At 73.8% G+C, this 16128-nt stretch carries 15 protein-coding genes; 3 read left to right on the top strand and 12 right to left on the bottom strand.

Annotation, left to right across the window (positions count from 1 at the left end; genetic code table 11):
• Positions 1-240: 240 nt before the first annotated feature.
• A complete protein-coding gene (locus tag FHS37_RS15220; protein ID WP_184821371.1) occupies positions 241-591 on the bottom strand; it encodes a hypothetical protein in 351 nt (116 codons plus the stop codon).
• 144 nt (positions 592-735) lie between these two features.
• Here FHS37_RS15220 and FHS37_RS15215 point away from each other — a divergent pair, with 144 nt between their 5' ends.
• Positions 736-1566, top strand: coding sequence for a PP2C family protein-serine/threonine phosphatase (locus tag FHS37_RS15215; protein WP_184821369.1), 831 nt, complete (start codon positions 736-738; stop codon positions 1564-1566).
• A gap of 60 nt (positions 1567-1626) precedes the next feature.
• Positions 1627-2649, top strand: a complete 1023-nt coding sequence (locus tag FHS37_RS15210) for an MASE1 domain-containing protein (protein ID WP_375372303.1) — start codon at positions 1627-1629, stop codon at positions 2647-2649.
• A gap of 424 nt (positions 2650-3073) precedes the next feature.
• On the opposite strand, the gene FHS37_RS15205 is transcribed toward FHS37_RS15210, so the two are convergent.
• Positions 3074-3928 (bottom strand): hypothetical protein, encoded by an 855-nt coding sequence (locus tag FHS37_RS15205; protein WP_229889877.1) that lies wholly within the window; start codon positions 3926-3928, stop codon positions 3074-3076.
• Between the two features lie 172 nt (positions 3929-4100).
• Here FHS37_RS15205 and FHS37_RS15200 point away from each other — a divergent pair, with 172 nt between their 5' ends.
• Positions 4101-4787, top strand: coding sequence for a hypothetical protein (locus tag FHS37_RS15200; RefSeq protein ID WP_184821365.1), 687 nt, complete (start codon positions 4101-4103; stop codon positions 4785-4787).
• Positions 4788-4860: 73 nt separating this feature from the next.
• On the opposite strand, the gene FHS37_RS15195 is transcribed toward FHS37_RS15200, so the two are convergent.
• The 10 genes from FHS37_RS15195 to FHS37_RS15150 all read right to left on the bottom strand — a co-directional run bounded on the left by FHS37_RS15195 (position 4861) and on the right by FHS37_RS15150 (position 15953).
• Positions 4861-6759, bottom strand: coding sequence for a DUF2264 domain-containing protein (locus tag FHS37_RS15195; protein ID WP_184821363.1), 1899 nt, complete (start codon positions 6757-6759; stop codon positions 4861-4863).
• Complete coding sequence (locus FHS37_RS15190) at positions 6756-7787, bottom strand: hydroxyacid dehydrogenase (RefSeq protein ID WP_184821361.1); 1032 nt, start codon at positions 7785-7787, stop codon at positions 6756-6758. The genes FHS37_RS15195 and FHS37_RS15190 overlap by 4 nt, the downstream gene beginning before the upstream one ends.
• Positions 7788-7816: 29 nt before the next feature.
• Entirely contained in the window at positions 7817-8680 is an 864-nt protein-coding gene (locus FHS37_RS15185) for a carbohydrate ABC transporter permease (protein ID WP_184821359.1), read from the bottom strand.
• Complete coding sequence (locus tag FHS37_RS15180) at positions 8677-9651, bottom strand: carbohydrate ABC transporter permease (protein ID WP_184821357.1); 975 nt, start codon at positions 9649-9651, stop codon at positions 8677-8679. Before FHS37_RS15180 ends, FHS37_RS15185 begins: the two co-directional genes overlap by 4 nt.
• Before the next feature lie 28 nt (positions 9652-9679).
• Positions 9680-11020, bottom strand: a complete 1341-nt coding sequence (locus FHS37_RS15175; RefSeq protein ID WP_184821355.1) for an ABC transporter substrate-binding protein — start codon at positions 11018-11020, stop codon at positions 9680-9682.
• Between the two features lie 118 nt (positions 11021-11138).
• Positions 11139-12248, bottom strand: coding sequence for a substrate-binding domain-containing protein (locus FHS37_RS15170; protein ID WP_184821353.1), 1110 nt, complete (start codon positions 12246-12248; stop codon positions 11139-11141).
• A gap of 104 nt (positions 12249-12352) precedes the next feature.
• Positions 12353-13168 (bottom strand): transferase, encoded by an 816-nt coding sequence (locus tag FHS37_RS15165; protein WP_184821351.1) that lies wholly within the window; start codon positions 13166-13168, stop codon positions 12353-12355.
• Entirely contained in the window at positions 13165-14430 is a 1266-nt protein-coding gene (locus tag FHS37_RS15160) for a glycosyltransferase family 4 protein (protein ID WP_184821348.1), read from the bottom strand. Before FHS37_RS15160 ends, FHS37_RS15165 begins: the two co-directional genes overlap by 4 nt.
• 145 nt (positions 14431-14575) lie before the next feature.
• Positions 14576-14932 (bottom strand): hypothetical protein, encoded by a 357-nt coding sequence (locus FHS37_RS15155; protein WP_184821346.1) that lies wholly within the window; start codon positions 14930-14932, stop codon positions 14576-14578.
• Between the two features lie 49 nt (positions 14933-14981).
• On the bottom strand, positions 14982-15953 hold the full coding sequence (locus FHS37_RS15150) for a hypothetical protein (RefSeq protein ID WP_229889879.1): 972 nt from the start codon (positions 15951-15953) through the stop codon (positions 14982-14984).
• Between the last annotated feature and the right edge of the window lie 175 nt (positions 15954-16128).

The following is a 16128-nucleotide window of genomic DNA, read 5'->3' as shown; positions in this document are numbered from 1 at the left end:
TATGGGCAGAGAATCGCTACTGGCGCGTACGGCGTCAAGAGCGCGGGCGTCATCCGCGCCCGGCGCCTCCGCCTCCCGGATTCCGGCCGCGACCGGTTCCGTCCCCGTGCGCCGCGGCTCGGGGTTCACCCGAGTGCGGCACGGGGTCACGGGGACGCGGGTGAACCGCCCGGGCACTCCCCGGCCCGCACCCGTCCACGGCAGACGAACGGCGGGACGGCCCCGCCCGGAGCACCGGGACTACCGCTCCGTGCCCGTCTCGTAGTGCAGGGAGATGGAGCGCAGGACGTCGGCGGACGACACGTCGGTGCGGCCCTCGTCGTGGACCTCGGCGAGCTGCACGAAGGCGAAGGTCAGGGCGGAGGCGATCTGCACGATGGCGGGGCCCAGCTTCTCGGTGACGATGCCCGCCACCTCACGGGCGCTCGCGTCGGCCGGCAGCTGGATGTGCGGCAGCATCTCCTCCAGGAGCGCGGCGACCGCCCCGTTCCTGGTCACGTCGGCGTCCGGGTCCTCCCTCAGCCGCCGCCGCATCTCGAGGGCCTCGGTGAGGATGCCGACGCCCCGCTGCATGATCTCGCGCTGCTCCATGCGCACAGCCTAGGCGTGTTCGACGGTCGCGAGTGATGACTGGCCCGGTCTCATCACTTACGGCTATCATCCCTTTGCATATATATGGGCGTTTTGTTCCGAGGGCGACTTCCGCGCGGGTCTCCTCGCCCGGGTGAGTGATCCATGTCCCGTACCGGTTCCACGGACGACGGCGACGAGCTGCTGGCCAGGCTCCGGACGCTGACGGCGCAGGCGCGCGCGCAGGCGGAGGTGCAACGCTCCCGGGTCGAGCTGGCCATCGCCCTGCAACGGGGCATGCTGCCCAGGGGACTGCCGACCGGCGACGGGGTGCGGCTGGCCGTGCGGTACGCGCCCGCGTACCGGGGCCTCAACGTCGGCGGCGACTGGTACGACGCGTTCACGATGCCCGACGGCCGCATCGGTCTGTCCATCGGCGACGTGCAGGGACACAACATCGAGGCGGCCGCCTTCATGGGACAGGTGCGGGTCGGGCTGCGGGCGCTCGCCTCCGTCGACAGCGACCCGGGCGAGCTCCTCTCCCGGACCAACGACCTGCTGCTGTCCCTGAGCTCGGACCTGTTCGCCACCTGCACCTTCATACGGCTCGACCCGTCCAACCGGGTGCTGGAGAGCGCACGGGCCGGGCACCTGCCGTGCGTGTGGGCCACCGCGGACGGCCGGTCCGGGATCACGGAGGACGAAGGGGGCCCTCCCCTCGGCATCCTGCCGGGTGTGTCCTACCCCGTCACCCGGTACCGGCTCGACACGGGCGGTGTGTTCGTCATGCTCACCGACGGTGTCGTGGAGGGCCCCTCCATGCCGCTCGACGAGGGACTGGACCAGGTGGTACGGCTCGCCGGCATCGCGGCGGTCGCGGGAATGAACGCGAACGCGCTCGCCGCCGCCGTGATCAAGGGTGCGGAGCGGGTGGGGCACGACGACGACGCGGCCGTTCTGGTGATCGGGCACGACCGGCCGGTCACTCAGCCATAGGGCCGCAGGTCCGCGCTCCTCGCCTCGCCGACGTGCGGGCCCCGGTGTCTGATGGCTGGTGTGGTGGCTAGCCAGGATCCGCGTGCACCGGTCGTCCTCATGCTCGAGACGCTGGCGGTCGCCGTCTGCTACCACGCGGCCGGACGGCTGGGGCTGCTGCGGAACCTGATCGTCGAGGGTGCGGTGGTCAGTCCCATCTGGCCGCCCACGGGAGTGGCGGTCGCCTCCCTGCTGTTCTTCGGGCTGCGCTGCTGGGTGGGGATCGCACTCGGCGCCCTGTCCGTCCTCATGACGCTCACCTCGCTGCGGTGGTCCTCGCTGGGTGTCCTCGCGGGCAGCACCGCCGCACCCGTGTGCGGGTACCTCCTGTTGCGCAGGGTGGGATTCCGCAGCGACCTCGCACGCTTGCGGGACGGTCTCGCCCTGGTGTTCCTCTGCGCCCTGGGCGCCATGCTGATCAGCTCCTCGGTCGGCGCCGGTCTCCTCGTGGCCACCAGCGATCTGCCGGGACACGACTTCTGGACGGTGTGGCTGGCCTGGTGGGTGGGGGACGCCATGGGCGTACTGATCGTCACCCCGTTGCTGCTCCTGGTCCACCGCGCGCGCCCCGCGATGCGCTGGTCCCGGTCGGTGGAGGCGGTGGTCCTGGCGGTCGTCGCGGGCTGTTCCGTGCCACTGGCCACACACGGCCCCCTCAGCCTGCTGTTCCTCGTCTACCCGCTGCTGATCTGGGCGGCCCTGCGGTTCCAGCTCGCCGGCAGCATGCTGTGCGCCCTGTTCGCCTCCGTCATGGCCACCCTCGCTGCGACCGACCACGTCGGGTCGTTCGATCGGCTCTCCTCCGTGGGGGTCATGGTCAAGCTCCAGGCCTTCAACGGGACGATGGCCCTGACCGCCCTGCTGCTGTCCGCGGTGATCACCGAACAGCGCAACACCAGACGCTCCGTGGAACGCGCCTGCCAGGAACTGGTCGAGGTGCTGGAGCACCTGACGGCCGGGGACACCGCGTCCAACCGGGCCCCGCGGGACGAGGACGGGCGGCAGCGGGACGACGACGGACGGCAGCGGGACGACGACGGGTGAACGCACGGGCGCCGCGGCCCGCCGCACGGCCCGGTGGCGCCCTGACCGTCGTGGCCGAGGGGCCGGAGGTGCTGGTGAGTGATGACGGACGAGTCGGCCGCCCCGGCCGCTCCCCGAGCCGGCGAGGGTGCCACGGGGCACGGCCGTGCCCGCCGCTCCCGGGTGCGGCACCGTGCCGGCGTCCACGGGATGCCCCTGCTGCGGCGCGCCCTCGACGCGGTGGTCCTGCCGGAGGACGGTGCGTCCTTCCGGGGCGCCGGCCCGTCCGCTCCGGCGAGCGCGAAACCGACGAGGGCCTTCGGCAACGGGTCCGAGCGAGCGGACACGGCCCCGGACCCGGCGTCGGTGACGGTGCGGGCACCTCGGCGTGCGGACCGGCGCACGGCCGTGAGCGCCGCCCGAACGGGCCCCGGCCGCGGTCGCGTCACCGGCGCAGTGAGTGGGCGTCGCCCATGACGATCACCGGGTGCCGGTCGGGGTCGAGTGCGCGCAGGAGTTCCCTCATGTGCCGCTTGCCGAGGCTCACGCACCCCTGGGTGGGGCCCTGGTGGTCGACGTGCAGCCAGATGCCGCCTCCCTTGTCCGCGCCGAGCGGGCGGGTCTCGTCCAGCGGGGAGGTGCCCGGCTCGCGGTTGTAGTCGATGGCGATGACGTAGTCGAAGGACCCGGCCAGCGGCTCGCCCTCGAAGCCCGTGCCGCCGACGCTGAAGCCCTCCGACTGGTCGTACGGCAGTTCGGTGCCGGGATCGGGCAGCAGTCCCCCGGCGTCGCTGAGGGTGAACACCCCGATGGGCGAGCGGAGGTCGCCCGCGCGGTGATCGTCGGTCCATCCCCTGAGGGCATTGCGCGCGGGCCACGCCGTGTCCGCCTCCCACCCGGAGGCGGTGCGCCGGTACAGCACGGCCTCGGAGTGGTTGGCGTTCCTGTCCGGGCCGGTGACGACGACGACCTGGCCGGTGTCCCCGGGGATCTGCGCCAGCGTGCGGGGGCCGAGGCCGGGGAGACGGGCGGGCGCCGTCGTCTCCGCCACGGCGCCGGTCCCGCCCCGCGCGGTGCCCTCGGCGCCGGGTGGGCCGCCCACCGGCACGGTGGCCGCCGGGGCGTCGCGCGCCGTGCCGTCGGCGGTCGCCCCGCATCCGGTGAGGGCCGCCAGCAGGACGAGGAGGACGGCCGGCAGCGGCAGCCGGCCGCGCGTCCGGACGAGGACGCCGGTCTGCCGGTCGCCCCGGGACGGAGCGCGGTGACGCGCGCGGGAGGGGCAGTCGATCGATGAGGCCATGTCCTCAGCGTGACTTCGACTTCCCGGGGGCGCCCCCGCCCGGGTCCCGAAGACCGAACCACGGCGCCCGTCCGTGTGACGGGCCGTCCCCCGGGTGGCGTACGGGCCCTTCGCGGGGCGGCGCGGCCGTACCATGGCTGGCCACCGGGGAACCGAGAGAAGGGGCACCGCCATGTCCGAGAACACGATCGCCGCCACGGACCTCACCTCGCAGTACACCGCCCAGGTGGCGGGCGACCTGGAACGCAACGTCAAGGAACAGGAACGCGTCGCCGCGGAGATCGCCGCGTTGCAGGAGCAGTTGACCGTGCTTCAGCGCGACCACGCCGTCCTGGTGAACATGCAGCAGGCGCTGGGCATCGCACCGGCGCCCGCGGAACCCGTCGCCGCGCCCGGGGACGGCGCGGTGTCCGACGGCGCGACCGTACCGGCTCCGCGGCGGAGGAGCCGCGCCGCGTCCGGGGCGGGCAGGCCGAAGCGCGGGAAGAAGGCCTCGGCGGCGTCCCCCCGCGCCGCGTCCGGGAAGTCGGTGCGCGCGTCGTCCGGGGCCGGGGCGGACCGGACCGGGGCGGACGGGCCCAAGACCGACGGGCCCAAGAGTGACGGGCCGAAGTTGGTCGAACTCGTCCGGCGGCACCTGGCCGAGCAGACCGAGCCCCGTTCGGCGGCGGAGATCACCGCGGCCCTCGGCGAGGCCCACCCCGAGCGCCCCGTCCGGACGACGGTCGTCCGCAGCACGCTCGAGGGTCTCGTCGCCCGCAACCGGGCCCAGCGCACCAAGCAGGGCACGTCGGTCTTCTACACCGCGGCCGACGGCGCCGAGCAGTCCCCGGAGGACGAGGAGGGCGCCCGGCCCTGACACGGCCTCACCACGAGGCCGCGCGGGAGGGATCCGTCGGCCCCGCCCGGAACGCACCCTCCCCGTCCCGCGCTCACCGCTCCCCGTGCCGCACCTCCACCGGCTCGAAGGCGATCCGGGTGCGGGCTCCCGTGCCGACCCAGGCGACCTCGACCGTCCCCTCGCGCACCCGGACCTCCCCGACCGCCGCCCGCAGGGGCACGGCGTCGGTGTCCGCGGTGAGGGACGCCAGGCTCACGTGCACGGAGGTGCCGGCGCAGCGTCCGGTGAGGCGCGGGACGCGGGCCCAGCGGGTCCAGGCCGTGCCCTGGGGGGCGCGCAGGAGTTCCGGGACGGGGTCGTCCCAGCCGTGCAGTCCGTACAGGGCGGAGGTGAGGGGCTCCTCCGGACCGGTGGCCCAGCCGGTGTGGGTGAGACGGGCCCCTTCCGGCGCTCCCGTGACCCGGTGCACCCGCAGCTCGTACCGGCCGTGCGCCACCGTGACGCTCTCCACCCGCAGGCCGGGGACCATCGGCGGGCCCTCGGCGAAGACCGGTCGGTGCCAGGAGGCCGCCCAGCCCCAGCCGTCACCGTGTCCGGCGCCCAGGGGGTGGATCCGGCGGCGCGCACTGCGCCGGCCGCCGGTCTCCACCGACAGGTGGTTGTCCGGGACGTTCCCCGGTGCCGTGGGGCCGGTGCGGGTGGAGTAGGCCTGGCGTCCGTAGTGCGGGTCGTCCCCGGCCGCCGTCTCCCCCTCGTGCGGGCGCACGTGGTCGCTGCCGTGGTTGTGGAGCCGCACGATCCCGTCGGCCCGCGTGGCCTGGACGAGCAGCCCCGGCGCGGGCAGCGCCAGCACGCGGTCGGCCTCCTCCACCGGGGCGGCCTCCTCACGGGCCGTCCACAGGGCGTCGTCGGCGGGGGCGAGCAGGGCGACGAACGCCTTCGACGCCCAGTACGGCGACGCGGGGCCCGAATAGCTCTGCAGGGTGGCCTCGTGCGGGCCGTGCCAGCCCGGACCCAGCAGTCCGTCGGCGGTCAGCGCGCCCCGGTCCAGGAAGTACCGCAGGCCGCCGCTCGCGATGCGGCGCGAGGCGCCCGGCGTCAGCGGGGTGTGGCCGGTCACCGCGCCCAGTGCGACGGCCGCCGAGGCGGCGAAGCGGTACGTCAGCGACCGGCCGAAGTGCAGCGGTGCCCCGTCGGCGCCGGACATCAGGGAGAGGCCCTCCAGGTGGGTGCGCAGCCGCGCCCCGTGGTGGGCCAGGGCGTCCGCGTCGCCGGAGAGGTGGGCGTCGAGCACCGGGTACAGGTGCAGCGCCCAGCCGTTGTAGTGGTCGAAGGCGCGGCCGTCCCCGTCGGCGTACCAGCCGTCGCCCCGGTACCAGCCCTCCAGCAGTTCCAGCGCGCGCCGGCGGGCCGCCGCCGTCTCGGCGTCGCCGCGGCCGACGGACTCCAGGAACCCGGCGACCGTATAGGGGAAGAGGTACCAGTTGTTGGGCGCGGGCGTGTGCCGCAGCGCGCCCCGCAGCCAGTCCTCCGCGCGGTCCCGCACGCCGGCGTCGAGCTGCTTCCACAGCCAGGGCGCGGTCAGCCGCAGGCCGAGGGCGACCGACGCCGACTCGACCATCGGCTGGCCCTGCACGTCGTGGTCGAGGATCAGCGGCCAGGACTCGGTGTCGTCGCGGCCGGGGGTGCGGGTGCCGGCGGCGAGGCCCTGCGCGTAGCGCTCCAGCAGGCCGTGGGGGTCGTCCCCGCCCGCTCCGGCGACGCGGAAGGCGGCGGCGAGGAACGTCCGGGCGTAGCCCTCGAGGCCGTCGGAGCGCACGCCCGAACGGGAGGGGCGCCCCGGCAGGTCCAGCAGGGCGCGGCCCGGGGTGCTCCAGCGCCAGGCCGCCGTGAGGAGCCCGTCCGCCACGGCCTCCCAGTGGGCGCGGGTGTAACCGGTGCGCGGGCTCAGGTCACGGTTCTCGGCGGGCAGTTCGAACGGGATGCTCATGCGAGGAAGGCCAGCCTTTCGCGTCGTACGGGGTGGAGGAAGCCGTCGCCGGACGCCCAGCGGGCGATCTCGGCGAGCGCGAGATCGGCCAGGCGGCGCCATTCGTTGCCCTGGGAGCCCGCCAGGTGCGGGGTGAGGAGGACGTGCTCGCACCGCCACAACGGGTGGTCGGGGGGCAGGGGTTCGGGATCGGTCACGTCGAGCACGGCGCGGATCCGGCCGGCCAGCGCGGCGTCGGTGAGCGCGTCCTGGTCGACGACCGCGCCGCGCGCCGTGTTGATCAGCACGGCGCCGGGCCGCATGGAGTCGATCAGCTCGCGGCCGACCAGTCCGCGGGTCTCGGGCAGCAACGGGGTGTGCACGCTGACGGTGTCGGAGCGCCGGAACAGCTCGGCCAGCCCCACCCGTTCCACGCCCAGTTCGCGCGCCTCGTGCTCCGCCAGGTACGGGTCGTGCAGCAGCACGTCGATGTCGTGCGGGCGCAGCAGGTCGACGACCCGGCGGCCGATGAGGGACGCCGACAGGATGCCGACGGTGCGGCGGTGGTTGCCGACCGAGCGGGGTGTGCGCAGCCAGTCCGGCCGGGTGCGGGAGGCCCGGTACTCGCACGCGGTCTCCAGGACCTGTTTGCCGGTGAGCAGGATCATGGCGAGGGTGTACTCGGCGACCGGTACGGCGTTGGCCGCGGCGGCGGAGGAGATCTCGATGCCGCGCTCCCAGCAGGCGTCGGTGACGTGGCCGCGGACGCTGCCCGCGGTGTGCACGACGGCCCGCAGGCGTGGCGCCGCCCGCAGCACGTCCGCGTCCAGGGGCGGGCAGCCCCAGCCGGTGACCAGCAGGTCGACGTCGGCGAGCAGGGTGCGGGCGCGGGGCGTGGTCAGGTCGTCCAGCGCCGGCGGGGGCGCCAGGTCGCACAGCGCGGCCAGCGCCGCGAGGGACTCGGCGTCGAGGACGGCCGGGGCGACGTCCGGGGACATGGCCAGCGCGGCGCGGGGGCGGAAGCCTGGGCCGGGCGTGGGCTCGGTCATGAGGTGACGCAACTCCTTGCAGGGACGGGCTACTTCACGGCGCCGGCGGTCAGACCGCTGCGCCAGAAGCGCTGGAGCAGGGTGAAGGCGAGGATGAGGGGCAGCACGGCGAGCAGTGACCCCATGATGACCACGGGGTAGTACTCCGGCGAGACCGACGCGGAGCTGTTCCACGCGTACAGGCCGAGGCTGACCGGATAGAGGTCCTGGTCGGAGAGCATCACCATGGGCAGGAAGAAGTTGTTCCAGATGGCGGTGAGCTGGAACAGGAAGACGGTGACCAGACCGGGGCCGAGCATGCGCAGGGCCACCCTGACGTAGGCGGTCAGCTCGCCCGCGCCGTCGATGCGCGCGGCCTCCAGCACCTCGTCGGGCACGTAGCCCTGGCTGAAGACGCGGCCGAGGTAGACGCCGAACGGGTTGAACAGGACGGGGACGAACACGGCCCAGAAGGTGTTGACGACTCCGGCTTCGGAGGCCATCAGGTACAGCGGCAGGGCGAGGACGGTCTGCGGCACCATGACGGCGGCGAGCACCAGCCCGAACAGCTTCTCCTTGTGCCGGAAGCGGTACTTGTCGAAGGCGTAGCCGCAGGCCACGCTCACCAGGGAGCCGACGGCGGCGCCGAGTACGGCGTACAGCAGGCTGTTGACGTACCAGCGTCCGTACTGGCCGCCCTCCATGGCGAACAGGTCGCCGAGGTTGGTGGAGAAGGAGAAGCCGCTCGGGGACAGCAGGTCGCTGCCGAACAGCGCGTCGCGGTTCTTGGCAGCGGCGAGGACCAGCCACAGCACGGGCAGCAGGGTGTAGAGGACGGACAGACCGACCACGGCGTTGACGGTGGCCCGGCCCAGCAGCCGGGGGCGCGGCAGGGTGCTGTCGGTGGCGCTCATCGGGCCTCCTCGACGGCGGCGCTGCGGCTGGTGAAGCGGGTGACGCCGTAGGACAGGGCGATGGTGCACAGCAGCAGGACGACCGAGGCGGCCGCGGCCAGGCTGTAGTTGTTGCGGGTGAAGGCCGCGTCGTAGATGTACATGCTGGGCGAGAACCGGGAGTTGATCATCGGTGAGGACTGGCTGAGCAGCATCGGCTCGGTGAACAGTTGCAGCGCCCAGATCAGGGTGAACATGGCGACCATCACGATGGAGGACCGCACCAGCGGGGCCTTGACACGGAGCGCGGTGCGCACCGGGCCGGCGCCGTCGACGACGGCGGCCTCGATCACCTCGCGGGGGACGGCCTGCAGGGCGGCGTAGAAGACCACCATGTTGTAGCCGAGGTTGCTCCACAGGGCGATGTTCACGATGGACGGCAGGACGGTGTGCACGCCCAGGAAGTCGACGGTGATGTCGGCGCGGGAGAACAGGTCGATGACCGGGCTGATGCCGGGCGTGTAGAGGTACAGCCAGATCAGGGCCGCGATGATGCCGGGCACCGCGTGCGGCAGGAACAGCCCCAGTTGGGCCCAGGCGCGCAGCCGGACGGCTCCGGAGTCCAGCAGCAGGGCGAGGGCGAGGGCGCCGACGACCATGAGCGGGATGTAGATCAGGCAGTACAGGGCGACGGTGCCGAGGCCGCCGAGGAAGGTGGGGTCGGTCAGCACGGCGGCGTAGCTGCGCAGTCCGACGAAGACGGTGCGCTCGGGGCCGAATCCGAGGCCGGGCTGGTCGTCGCTGAAGAAGCTGAGGTACGCGGCGGTGCCGACGGGGATCAGGAAGACGGTGACCAGGAGGAGGAAGAAGGGCGCCATCAGCACGCCGCAGGCGCCCAGTCGGCGGCGTCGGGCGGCCTTGCGGCCGCGGTCGGCGGGGGCGGCGGCGCGCGGTGCGGGGACCCGCACGGGTTGCCCGGTGGTCGCGGTCATGAGGGGTGTCACCTGCCTTTCGGGCGGCTCAGGTGCTGTGCTGGGTGGTGGACAGTCCGAGGGCCTTCAGGTCGGGCATGGTGCCGTCCTGGGCGGTGCGCACCGCGTCGATGAGGGAGCCGCGGCCCGCGCTGACGCGCGCGAAGGAGTCCTGCATGACCTTGCCGGTGGCGGTCATCCGCGGGCCCCAGACCCAGCCGTCGCGGATCTTCTCCGCCTCCTGCCGGAAGAGGGTGTAGATGTCCTGGCCGCCGTAGTACGACCGGTCGAAGGCGTCCCGGCCGACCGCGACGAGGGCGGAGGCCGCCGGGTACTGGCTGCTGGTGCCGCTGGACAGGCGGGCGCGCAGGGCGTCGGGGTGGGAGACCTGCCAGGCGATGAACTCCATCGCGGCCTCGGGGTGGCGGCTGTCCTTGGTGACGGCGAACGTGGAGCCGCCGTGCGTGCCGACGGCGGGGCGGTCGGGGTCCCACTGCGGCAGCGGGGCGATGCGCCACTGGTTCTTCTGTCCGGGGCGCGCGTTCATCTGGGCGCCGGCGTCCCAGGCGCCGCTGAGACGGGTGAGGACCAGTCCGTCGCCGATCTGCGCGTCGGACTGCCTGCTCTCGACGGCGTTCATGAAGACGTCGTCGCGGTCGATGAGGTCCTGCCAGTACGCCGCCACGCGCCGGGTGGGCGCGTCGGCGAGGGAGACGTTCCAGGCACCGTCGCGGGTGTCGAACCACTGGGCGCCCGCTTGCCAGGAGTAGGCGGCGAACTGGGTGGCCCCGTCGGTGGGGAACAGCACGATCCGCCGGTCGGGCGCCTTGCGGCGCACCACGGGTGCGAGGGCGGCGAACTCCTCCCAGGTGCCGGGGACTTCGAGCCCGTACCGCTCGAAGAGGTCGGCGCGGTAGTGCAGGACCATGGGCTCGACGTCGAGCGGGACGCTGAACACGCGCCCCTGGAAGGTGGTCAGGCCGAAGGCCTGCGGCAGCAGCCTCGTCCGCAGGGAGTCGCTGACGAGGTCGGTGATGTCACGGGCGACGCCGTCGATGGCGAAGCCCGGCACCTGCGGGTACTCGATCGTCGCGACGTCGGGGGCGTTGCCGGCCCGGGCGGCGTTGCTGAGTTTGGCGTAGCCGCCCTGGCCGCCGGAGGGGATCTGCTGGAAGTCGACCTGGATGCGGTCGTGCGTGCGGTTGAAGGCGTCGACCACCTCCTGGCTGCCGCGCAGGGCGGACCAGAAGGTGATGCGTGTGGCCTTGCCTGCTCGTGTCGTGCTGCGTGACGGGGTGTCCGTGCCCCCGCTACAGGCGCCCAGGGCTCCTGTCAGCGGCACGGCGGCCATCGCGGCGAGCACGGATCGACGGGGGTGTCGACCGGGCATGGTGCCTCCCGCGGCTCCTGCGTGTCTGGGACACGGCTGTTCGGGACACGGGAATCCTCAACGCCCGACCGACAAACGGTCAATAGATCGATCAGAAGAAAATGAAACGTTCAAACGCTCACCCTGCTGATGCGGCGGCGCCGGACCGCGCCCGGGTCGACCCGCGCACGCTCAGCGCCGGCAGCAGTTCGACCCGCCGCACCGGGCCCGCGGCGCCGCGCGGTGCGGCGAGCCGCTGGAGCAGCAGCTCGGCGGCCGCCCGGCCGACGTCCCCCTTGGGCGGGGCGACGGCCGTCAGGGGCGTGGTCCCGAGCCCGGCCACCACGTCGTCGTAGGCCACGACCGAGCAGTCGTGCGGCACCCGCACCCCGTCGTCCGCCAGCTGCTGCACCAGCATCAGCGCGTCCACGTCGCCGTGCAGCACCGCCGCCGTGGCCCCCACCTCCCGCAGCAGCGCCGGCAGCTCCGCCGTCTCCCCGGCCGTGTAGGGTCCGTCCCGGCCCGCCTCCGGAGCGCTCAGCGTCCACGCCCAGGCCTCCACCAGCGGGTGCGCCTCGGCGATCGCCGCGAACGCGGACCGCAGGGTGCGCGCGGTGGGGCTGTCGTCCCGCGTGGCGAACACGATCCGCCGGTGGCCGAGCCCCACCAGGTGCTCCACGGCGAGATGGGCGCCGTAGCCGTGGTCGGTGCAGACCGAGTCCATCGCGTGCAGCGCGCTGCCCGGCCGGGGCCGCCGCTCCATCAGCACCGCCGGCACGCCCAGCGCGGCGAGCCAGGCGTAGTCGCCCTCCTCGTCGGCGCGGGTGCGCCAGCGCGGGGCCAGCAGCAGGCCCGCGGCGCCGTCCGCGAGGGCCCGCTCCACCAGCGGCCGCTCGGCCCCGGCCACCTGCGGGGCGATGTGCAGCGCGATGCGCCTGCCGGCCGCCTCGAGCACCGCGCGGGCGCCGTGCAGGGCCTCGTACAGGTAGGAGTGCCGCTCCGGGACGACGACGGCCACCGTGTCCCCCTCCGGTGGCGTCGCCGCGGGGAGCTCCTGCGCGGCGAGCGCGGAACGGACGACGCCGTGCCCGCGCCGCAGCCTGCCCTCGCGGGCCAGTTCCTCGACGTCCCGCCGCACCGTCACCGCCGACACCTGCAGCTCGGCGGCGAGGTCGCTCACCCGCGCGGCCCCGCGGGCCTCGATCGCGGCCAGGATCCGCTGCCTCCGCACCTCGACCGGTTCCCGCATGAGGCCTCCCCGCGCCTGATGTTCGTTTGAACGATACGGGCATCATAACGATCGTCCGGGCGCGGAAACCGTCACCGCCGGCCCGTCGGGCCCGCTCCCCGCCGTCAGCCGGCCGCGGTCACCTCCACGGCGAGGTCGTTGTCGACGGTGTAGTAGGGCCGTACGGCGGCCCCGCCGACGGTGACCCGCGGATACACGTACACCCCCTTGCGGTCCGCCACGTCGTCGAACAGGCGGCCGATCCTGACCGGCGGCGCGTCGGCCGCGGGCCGGAGGAAGGCGTCCCAGACCCGGGAACCGGCGGCCGCCGCCGCCAGTTCCCCGCAGTCGACCGTGAAGGAGAAGGCCCCTCCCCCCGCCGGGTGCGGCCGGTACGAGCGTTCCGTCCCCCCGCCGCCGCGCAGCCGCAGCCGCACGGCGGCGTCCTCGGCGAGTTCCGCGCCGTGGAGGCGCGCGCGCACCGTCATCGCCCCGTCCGCGATGTCGACGGGGCCGGCCTCCACGTGGGCGGTGCGCCGCCAGGCCCGGAGGGCGAGGAAACCGTCCTTGGTGGCGTACGGCACCCTGACGGTCACCGGGGACGTCCACGCGCGCGTGCCCCCGTCGACGAGCGGGCGCAGGTCCCGCAGACCGGGGCGCAGCCGCTCACGGGCGGCGTCCGGTGCGCGCAGCAGATACGCGTCCCAGCGGCCCTCCGCGAGCGCGGGCCGGGGTTCCAGCACGGCGCGGACGTGGCCGTGCTCGCCGCAGGTTTCGAGGTCGAGGGTGTACGACTGCTCCTCGGGCCGGCCCTTCTTCGGCCGCAGCACCAGCAGCAGCCGGGGGCGGTCGGCCGACGGCAGCCGCAGGCGGAAGGTGATCCGGCCGTCGGTGTCGGCGGAGCAGTCGGTGCGGACTTCCGTGGTGGGTGCGGTGCTCATCGGCGTCCCTTCCGTACGGTGCGCAGCGCTCCGGAGGCGGCGGCGTGGGCGAGGTCACGGGCGGCGTGGCCCCGGCTGATCAGGGCGTGGGACGTACCGGCCCGGCCGGGTCCGCCGCGCCGTCCGCTGTTTCTGGCCGCCACCGCCTCCTCGAACAGGCGCTCCGCCTGCGCCACGACCGGTCCGGGGGCGAACCGGCGTGCGTGCTCGACGGCGGCTGTGCCCATGCGGCGGCGGCGCTCGTCGTCGCGTATCAGCTCCAGGAGCGCCGCGCCGAAGGCCCGGCTGTCCCCGACCGGGACCAGCCGGCCGTCCTCGCCGTCCTTGATGATCTCGCCCGGTCCGTAGGGACAGTCGGTGCTCACGACGGGCAGCCCGCAGCGCATCGCCTCGACGATGGTCATGCCGAACGGCTCGAAGTCGGACGCGGTCGCGCCGATCGATCCCTTGACCCACTCGGCTTCCATGGGGCTGGCCGAGCCCATGAGGAAGACGTTGTTCCACAGGCCGAGCGTCTCGATCTGCGCGCGCAGCCGGTCCTGCTCCTCGCCCTTGCCGTAGATGCGCAGCTGCCAGTCGGGGTACTCGGCCACGACCTGGGAGAACGCCTCGACGATCAGGTCGTACCGCTTCACCGGGACCAGCCGGCCGGCCGCGATCACGATCTTGGCGCTGCCGTCCGCGGCGGGCAGGACGGGGTCGGGGACGCTGTTCGGAAGTGCCTCCACCCGTACGCCGGGCAGCCGCATCTTGCGCCGGTAGGCGCCGGCGTCCGCCTCGGTGACGGTGGTGAGCACGTCGAGCCGGCGGTAGGCGCGGCGCAGCGCGGTGCGCAGCGCGGGCGAATGGTTGTCGAGGGTGAGGTGTTCCTGGCCGACGCGCACGACGCGCTGCGGGGCCTGGAGCGCGAGGTGCACGTTGAGGCCCGGGCGGGTGCCGATGACCACGTCGGCGTCCGTGCCCTCCAGGTACTCGGCGATCCGCTGGTCCGTCAGTTCGCTGTACTGGTGGTGGCGGTACTCGGCGGAGGGGAACACCCTGGCCGGTCTCCGGTGCAGCGGATGGTCCTTCTCCCGGCGCAGGTCCACCAGTGCGCGCAGCCTCACGTCGGGGTGCGGCGTGAGGTTGGGGTGCTCCCGGTGCCGCAACACGGAGACGACCTCCACGTCGTGACGCTCCGTCAGGGCACCGGCCAGGTTGAACGTGGTGGTGATCGTGCCTCCGATCCCATAGGCGTTGTGGATCAGGAAAGAGATCTTCATGGAGCTCTAGACCCCATGAAGCGTTCAGGAGTTGTCCGCTGTTATCACTTTGTGGCCGCTCCGGCGGCCGGCCTCGTGGAGGCCGGTCGCCGGAGCGATCCCCCGTATCCCCCGTGATCCCCCGTATCCCCGTGATCCCCGGCGGTTACGAGCCGGCGACCGGGTAGCCGTGCCAGGCGCCGTAGTAGTTGGTGCTGCTGGCGGGGTTGTCCTCGACCATCCTCAGGTTGGTCAGCACCCCGTCGACGAACTCGGTGCCGCAGTACCCGTTGACCGGGCTGGAGGTCTGGTAGGCGCTGGAGGAGGTGGTGTAGTAACCGCCCCACACCGAGTGGTTGTCGTCCTCGCCGTCGCAGTAGTCGAACCACGTCCCGTCGTAGGCGTGGGTCGCCCAGTCGCTCCCCTGGTAGACGTCGCTCGCGCTGGCCGGCACCGCCCACAGGCCGACGGATGCCGCGCTGACGGCCAGGGTGCCCAGCACCGCGGTGATCGTGCGTCGCATGTCCAGTTCCTCTCTCCGGTTGCGGATCGTGCTGACTTCCGGCTCGCCCTCATCCCGTTCCGTCCCGGCCGCCCTCCTGCGAGGGCCCGGGGGCGGACGGCTGCGCGGCGAGCGCTTCGGCGACGTTCTCCGCCCGTACGTCCTTCAGGCGCTTCAGTCGGCCGAGTCCGGTGGCGTGACGGCTGATCAGCTCGCGCTGGTGCCCGGCCGTCACGTCCACGAGCGTGGGCAGGTAGCGGACCTTCCCCTGGCACCGGACGTCCGCCACGGCCACCGCGATCTCCTCCTCGGTGGGGTCCCGGTCCCGCTTCCAGCGGGGATCGTGCGCGGCGGCCTGCGGCGAGTCGTAACGGCGGCCGGCGCCGGCCATGCAGGAGCGCCAGTCGCGCAGGACCGCCGACAGCCGGGGGTCCCGGAGGCTCGCGGCGGCCGCCTGTTCCGCCAGACGGCCGGGAAGGTTCCGGTCCGCCGAGGGGGCGCCCCGCACGAGTCGCCGGGCCGCTTCCCCGCGGCACCCGTTCCGGGGAACGGGCCGGCCGCCGGCCTCCGTGACCAGGCCGTGGAGCACCTTCCGCACGGCGGGAGGGATGTCCCGGTGCTGGTCCAGCAGCGCCGCCACCCGAGGGTCGTACGTGCTCCAGGGCGGTGGGTGGTACCCGTGCCGTTCGGCGTGTTCCGGATCCACCACCCCGAGGCGTGCCGCCTGCCGCGACAGGGCCATTCGCCGGCCGGTCTCCAGAGCCGTCCTGCCCGGTCCCTCCCAGCGGAGTCCGAAGCGGGCCAGACAGGCGCGCTCCAGCGCCGCCTGCGCCCGGTCGGACCGGCCCTGCTCCTCGGGGGAGGTCTCGTAGGCGTCCAGCGGGAGGCCGATCCCCGGTTCCGTCGGCGGCAGCGGAGCCGGGGAGTGTCGCGAACTCCCCGCCCCCGGCTCCGCGTTCCCCGCCCCCGGCTCGGTGCTGCATCCCCCGGCACAGCACACGAGGAACACGGCGGCTCCCACTGCCCGGCCGATACGTCGCATCACGCTCCCCTGCCCTCCGTGGGTGCCCCGGGCACCGGCGGGACCGGACGCGTCGGGGGTCCGGTCCTGCTGCCCTCTGGTCGGTCCCACCTTGTGCCCCTGGCCGGGGACGAACCTTGGGACGGCCTTGAATCGCCTGGTGGGGGCGGTTGCCGGGTGACTAACGTGAACGGGA

The sequence above is a fragment of the Streptomyces griseomycini genome (assembly GCF_014203535.1).
Taxonomy (GTDB): domain Bacteria; phylum Actinomycetota; class Actinomycetes; order Streptomycetales; family Streptomycetaceae; genus Streptomyces; species Streptomyces griseomycini.
The sequence above is the reverse complement of the archived record's forward strand: the minus strand, read 5'-3'. Positions and strand labels throughout refer to the sequence as shown.